This is a genomic window from Arthrobacter sp. HMWF013 (assembly GCF_003061105.1).
Lineage (GTDB): Bacteria > Actinomycetota > Actinomycetes > Actinomycetales > Micrococcaceae > Arthrobacter.
In genome coordinates, this window is sequence record NZ_QAIQ01000672.1 from 1 (window position 1) to 6,021 (window position 6,021).

Annotated in this window: 7 protein-coding genes; 3 read left to right on the forward strand and 4 right to left on the reverse strand. The window is 64.5% G+C overall.

The window, feature by feature from the left end; all coding sequences use genetic code 11:
• Positions 1-272: 272 nt before the first annotated feature.
• On the forward strand, positions 273-1,217 hold the full coding sequence (locus tag DBR22_RS21865) for an SDR family NAD(P)-dependent oxidoreductase (RefSeq protein WP_219928156.1): 945 nt from the start codon (positions 273-275) through the stop codon (positions 1,215-1,217).
• Between the two features lie 48 nt (positions 1,218-1,265).
• On the opposite strand, the gene DBR22_RS21870 is transcribed toward DBR22_RS21865, so the two are convergent.
• The 4 genes from DBR22_RS21870 to DBR22_RS21885 are packed head-to-tail and all read right to left on the reverse strand — an operon-like array spanning position 1,266 to position 3,843.
• Positions 1,266-1,973, reverse strand: a complete 708-nt coding sequence (locus tag DBR22_RS21870) for a TetR/AcrR family transcriptional regulator (protein WP_108600708.1) — start codon at positions 1,971-1,973, stop codon at positions 1,266-1,268.
• Between the two features lie 2 nt (positions 1,974-1,975).
• The gene (locus tag DBR22_RS21875) at positions 1,976-2,458 is read right to left on the reverse strand and encodes an HtaA domain-containing protein (RefSeq protein ID WP_108600709.1); all 483 of its coding nucleotides are present in this window, start codon (positions 2,456-2,458) and stop codon (positions 1,976-1,978) included.
• 6 nt (positions 2,459-2,464) lie between these two features.
• The gene (locus DBR22_RS21880) at positions 2,465-3,070 is read right to left on the reverse strand and encodes a carboxymuconolactone decarboxylase family protein (RefSeq protein WP_108600710.1); all 606 of its coding nucleotides are present in this window, start codon (positions 3,068-3,070) and stop codon (positions 2,465-2,467) included.
• Positions 3,067-3,843, reverse strand: a complete 777-nt coding sequence (locus DBR22_RS21885; protein WP_108600711.1) for an SDR family oxidoreductase — start codon at positions 3,841-3,843, stop codon at positions 3,067-3,069. Before DBR22_RS21885 ends, DBR22_RS21880 begins: the two co-directional genes overlap by 4 nt.
• Positions 3,844-4,046: 203 nt before the next feature.
• Here DBR22_RS21885 and DBR22_RS21890 point away from each other — a divergent pair, with 203 nt between their 5' ends.
• The gene (locus DBR22_RS21890) at positions 4,047-4,880 is read left to right on the forward strand and encodes an IclR family transcriptional regulator (RefSeq protein ID WP_108600712.1); all 834 of its coding nucleotides are present in this window, start codon (positions 4,047-4,049) and stop codon (positions 4,878-4,880) included.
• Positions 4,881-5,053: 173 nt separating this feature from the next.
• On the forward strand, positions 5,054-6,021 hold a 968-nt coding region (locus tag DBR22_RS21895), incomplete at its 3' end, for an NAD(P)/FAD-dependent oxidoreductase (protein WP_108600713.1).

Genomic DNA, 6,021 nt, shown 5'->3' on the forward strand with positions numbered 1-6,021 from the left:
CCGCGTCGATTGCCCGGTAGAGGGCGTAGATCCCGACCACTCCAGCGCCGATTACCAGCACGTCTACATCGGCTTCGTTGCCTGACTTCACTGTCATTCTTCTGCTCCCACTCCATCATGAGGATAACGCTTAGGCTGTTGCGATATATAAGCATATGTGCTGAAAAAAGACAATACTAGGCAGTACTGACAGGTGTTTTGTGCAATCCAGACTGTTGCTAAATTTGAGCGGATGTGATGATATCGGCTCAGGATCACTTCAAAGGAGAATGATGAACGCTATCCAGGAACTTCGGTACGACGGACGGGTCGCCATAGTGACCGGAGCCGGCCGCGGCCTTGGCCGGGCCCACGCGCTGCTGCTTGCTGAACGGGGCGCGAAGGTGGTGGTTAATGACCTGGGCGGGAGCAAGGAGGGTGAGGGGAACGATGCCGGTCCCGCCAACGACGTCGTCCAGGAGATCATCGCGGCAGGTGGTGAAGCGGTGGCTGACACCAACGACGTCGGCAGCGAAGATGGCTGCCACTCGATCGTGCAGACCGCCGTGAAGGAGTTCGGCCGCATCGACATCGTGGTCAACAACGCAGGTATTTCACGGTGGGCAACATTCCCTGAAGCAGATGCGGACAACCTGGAGCGCACGCTGGACGTGCACCTCCGAGGTACGTGGCACACCACCCGTGCGGCCTGGCCTTACATGGAGGAGCAGGGCTACGGGCGCATCATCACCACCACATCCACGGGCATGCTCGGCCTGGCCGACAACCTGGCCTACGCGACGGCGAAAGGGGCCCTTATTGGCTTCACCCGCAGCCTCGCGGTGGCGGCAGCGCCGAAGGGCATCCTGGTCAACTGCATCGCACCGAACGCGGTCACCCGGCCCAGTGAATCGGCCAGGAAGCCCAACATCGTCACCGCGACAGCTGTCGACAAGGCGCGCATGCAGGCCATGGACACCGCTCACGTGGCGCCCATGGTGGCCTACCTTGCGCACGAGTTGTGCCAGGTGAACGGCGAAATACTCGTGGCAGGAGGGGGCCGGTTCGCGCGGTGGTTCCTCGGTATTACCCCGGGATGGGTCCACGAAGGCGGCGGCGTCGCTCCCGTCGAAGACATCGTTGAGCACTGGGATGAGATCAATGATGACAAGGAGTTCTACATACCCGTGAGCCTCCACGACTGGGCCTCGAAGTTCATGGGACACCTCGGCGCCTGAGCGCCGCTGACTCTGAGTGCCGGGGATCCTGGACGCCTGAGGGCCTACTCAGCGGGCGCGCGGGTCGGAGCCTGCCAGCGGGGCGACAAGCCCCGCTGACAGGAAAGCGACCAGATCGTCTATCAGGACGTCGATCTTGGCGGGCAGGTGCTCACGTTTCTGCTGCGCAGACTGGTACCGGGCAAGTGCATGCACCGCGCTGGTCCGGGCGAGCGACCAGCGTTCCTCCAGCACTGCAGGCGGCAGTTCCGTGACGAGGCGGCCGAGCAGCGTTCCCAGTGTGAGAACCGACGCTCCCGCGTGGATGTCGCGGTTGTTCAGGCCCTCATAGCCGCCCTGTCCTGTGATCAGCAGCGAGAGGAACGCCAGGTAGTGGTTGTTGGGCTTGATATGGATGGCCAGAGGGCGCACGAAGGCGTCGACGACGTCCGAAGTGGTGGGCGTCCGGTTGCCCATCATCAGGCTGGTGACCACCTGCACCCGATGTGCCTCGCTTTCGGCGCCGCGCGACTCCATGATGGCCTTTACCAGCTCGTCGCGGTCGCCAAAGTGGTACTGCACCGCCGCGTGGTTGCGCTGGCCGGCTGCGATGCCGATGTCGCGGAGCGGCACCGCTGTGATGCCGCGTTCGGCGAACAGGCGTTCGGCAGCCGCGATGATGACCTGGCGCGTCGCCTCTCCGCGCACATTGTTGCGCTCAGTGGGTGGTCGACGGTCGCTTTGGATCGGCCGCGGCTCAGGCGCATTTCGGGACATGACTACGAATCTATCGTGATCCGGATGCCGAGCGGTGCCATGGGGGTGCCGGCCGGGTACACCGAGCCGAACATTTCGACGGCGGAGTCGAGCAGCTGCGAAGGCACCGCATCCCAGGCCAGGTCAGCACCGTCCTCGGTGGGCGCGGCGGCTCCCAGCTCGACGATGGCGGTCAATGCAGGGGAGTCCGCATCGGTTCTCGCGTACAGGGTTCCGCTCGCAGGCCGGACGACGATCTCGGGATCGATGATCCGGATGTCGAGGAGGCCGTGGTGCGCCGTGAAGTGGAGCGAGCCGGAGAACATCAGGCGCCACCCGCCGTCGGAAGACTCCGCTCGGACCAGCGGGAACGTGAACACTCCGCTGCCGTCAATTGACGCCGGCCCGTCGATGTCGAACGAGCCGCCGGCAATCACCGTGACATAACGCATCAGGGAGTCCCGTACCGCCCAGGTCAGCGAGCCGATCGGGTCTGTGTTCGACATCGTCAGTCACTGCCTTTCAGCGTTGTGGCCCGGGGGGAATCCCTGCATGCCTGGTTCGAGCTGCAAGCCCAGGGTAGCGAAGGCCATGGCATGCATATCGTAGGTGCCTACCGTAAACACGAGGTCGATGAGCTGAGGCCTCGTGAACTGCGCCGCCAACTCGGCCCACACCGGTTCAGAGACGTTCCTGGCCTGGACCATTTCGTCTATCGCGCGCACCACGGCGGCATCCTTCGGCGTCCACTCCTCCGCCTCCGGGCCGATAGCCAATGCCTGGATTTCTGCCTCTGTCAGCCAGTGGTTGGCGAGGCTCATGCGTACATGTTGTGCCCACTCGTACTCGCCATGGCTGAGCCATGCCGTCCGGATGATGGCGATCTCGCGGACGCGATCGCTGAGTGAGGACCCGCGCAGGTGGTTTGAAAAGGGCATCCATCCCCGGATGAGATCCGGATGCCAGGCATAGATGCCGATGATGTGCGAGGCGGGCCGCTGCGGGGGGCCGGTTGGCGAGCCATGGCCCTGCACAGAGAGTATCGACAACGCCTGGTCCACCTCGTCGTCCCACTCGTCGACGGGCCGCGGCGGGATCCGGGGCTGGTTGGCCGTCATCCGATGAACGACCCGCCGTTGACGCTGATGGTCTGACCGGTCACGTACGAGGCGCCGTCCGACACCAGATAACCGACGGCGGCCGCAATGTCCGCCCCCGTGCCCACGCGGCCAACCGGGATGTACTTGGCCATGTCCGCCGCCGAAGGAATTTTGCCTGCGTCCCGCTTCTTTTGCACGCTGGGCGTGTCGATGGACGACGGGGCGACAGTGTTTACGGTAATCCCCGACTTCGCGAACTCCATCGCCAGCGCCTTCGTCAGGGCCATCTGCCCGCCCTTCGAGGCGGCATAGTGGGCCATGTTGGGCGCCCCCCGCTGTGCGCTCGAGGAGGAGATGAGCACGATCCGCCCCCAGCCGGTCGAGACGAGATCAGGGATCGCAGACTGAACGACATTGAACGTGCCGGTCAGGTTGATCGCGAGGGTGCGGTTCCACTGGTCCAACGTCATGTCGACGAATGGTTGCTGGATCGCCACCGCCGCGTTCGCGACCACTGCGGAGATGGAACCGAGCTCATCGCGCGCGGAGGCCATCGCGGCATCCACCTCGCCGCGGTCGCTGACGTCGGCGCGATATCCCCGGGCCACTCCGCCCGCTTCGGTGATCGCCCGGGCGGCACTCTCGGCCGAGCCCTCGCCGACGTCCAGGATCGCCACAGCGAATCCGGACCCGGAAAGGTGCTGCGCGATCGCTAATCCAATGCCCGCGCCGCCCCCGCTGACGACGGCGACACGTTGACCCGCCGTCACTTCGCAGCTCTTGTGCTGCATTGATGGTGCTGAGCCGTGCTCATGACCTGGTCCTTTGTTCGTTACAGCCCCGGCGAACTTCGTCGCCGGCTGCCTGTCGACTTTTGTGGTGATGGTGAACTACCGTTGTTCACAACGGAACAGCCGTTCTGTTATGTCACCCAAGATTGCTGGTACTGCCGCAGAAAGTCAAGCGGTCGGGCTGGCACTAGCGGGAGTAGTGAATGATGACCCCACAGCCTGATGACCCGCAGCGCGCAGCCGTAGACGAACTACGGCTGCGCCACCCGCTGGCGCGTGGCATCGAGTTGCTGACGCTTATGGTCGATAGCAACCAGGAGTTACACGGCGTACGTGAGTTGGCCGGCCGCCTTGGAGTAAGTCCGAGTACGGTGCACCGGCTCGTCACGGACCTCGAACGTATCGGCCTGGTGAGCCGCTCCCCGCAGGGCTCGTACCGGCTCGGGCTTGAGTTCCTCCGGATCGCCTGGACCACCACGGCCCGTTTTCCGCTTCACGAGGTCGCTGGCGATACGTTGCGCGAACTCGCCGGGGAGTCCGGGGAATCTTCCTTCTTTGGGGTTTATGGAGAGCGGCGGCGGGAAATGATGTTCACGCTGACTGTCGAATCGCCCCATCCCCTCCGCTATACGCTCCCCGAGGGCACCTGGCTATCCCTGCACGCCGGCGCGAGCGGGCTGGCGATCCTCGCATTCCTGCCGGAGGAGGTGCGGGATGAAATCGCCCGCGGCCCGCTCGGTGCGGCGACCAGCCGCACGCTGGTCGACGCCGAAACTCTCCGCCAGCGCCTTGAAAAGATCCGCGACGAGGGTTATGCAATCACTCACGGGGAGCGCATTGAGGGAGCGATCGCCATCGCGGCACCGGTTTTCGGGCCTGCCGGGGCTGTTGTGGGTGCCACCGGCATCACGATTCCCGAGGCCCGATTCAATGCTGCGCACTCCTCGTCGCTTGCCGCTTTGGTCCGCGCAGCGGCCCAGCAGCTCACGGGATACATCAGCGGCACCAGCAAACCGCATGCTGCCATCGTCCGCTGACTGCTTCGCGGGCGTGGGTTGACACTGCTCTCCTGCAAGCTCAATACTTAGGGTGTTGCGTTATAGCGATTACGCGTTCCGTTCAACGGTCACTTTGCGAAGTCGTTCGCACGTCGCGTAGGTGTCCGGCGTCCCGGCCTCGCGATCTCGATGAAGAGGAGAAGGACTCGGATATGGCCAGAACAACTGACCGCCACGTTGTTATTGTCGGGGCCTCGCTTGCGGGCACCCGTGCCGCGCAGGGCCTCCGCACCCTCGGCTACGCCGGGCCTATCACCCTGATCGGTGGCGAGAAGGAACTTCCCTACGACCGGCCGCCGCTTTCAAAGCACCTCCTGGCATCCGATTGGTCCGATGAGGTGATCGAGGGCAACCGCCTCATGACGCCCGCCGAACTCGACGAGCTAGCGATCGAGGTCCGGCTCGGCACCGCCGCCGTCGCCCTCAATCCCGTAACGAAAGCGGTGACCCTCAGCGACGGCTCAAGTGTGGCGTATGACGTACTGATCATCGCAACCGGTGCGGCCGCCCGGCCCTCACCCTGGAACCCGTCGTCGGGCGTGCTGCAGCTGCGTACCCTGGACGACTCGCGTGCCATCTCCGCGCGTCTTGCACTGAAGGAACACGTCGTTATTGTCGGCGGGGGTTTCATCGGCACGGAGATCGCCGCGGCGGCGCTCAAAGCAGGTTGTCCGGTCACGGTCGTCGACCCGGTCGCGGAGCCCATGGCACGCCTCGTCGGCCCTGAGATCGCCAGCATCCTCGTGGAGCTCCACCTTCGCAATGGAGCGCAGACGCGGTTCGGTGTCGGAGTCACGGACATCCAGGGCGAGGAGGGCGCCCTGACTGTGGTCCTCGACGACGGCACGCGGCTCGAAGCCTCCACCGCAGTGGTCGGTATCGGTTCAATCCCCTCGACCAGCTGGCTCGTCGGGTCCGGCCTCACCATTAACAACGGAGTGCTGACCGACCCGTTTCTTCGGGCGGTCGGGGCGGATGATATCTACGCAATCGGAGATGTCGCCCAGTGGCCGCATCCTGGGCGGGGGACGGACCACCGTGCTGAGCACTGGACCAACGCGAGCGACCAGGCGCGGTACGTTGCCACGGCGATCACCGGCGGTGAGGTGCAGCCCTACAC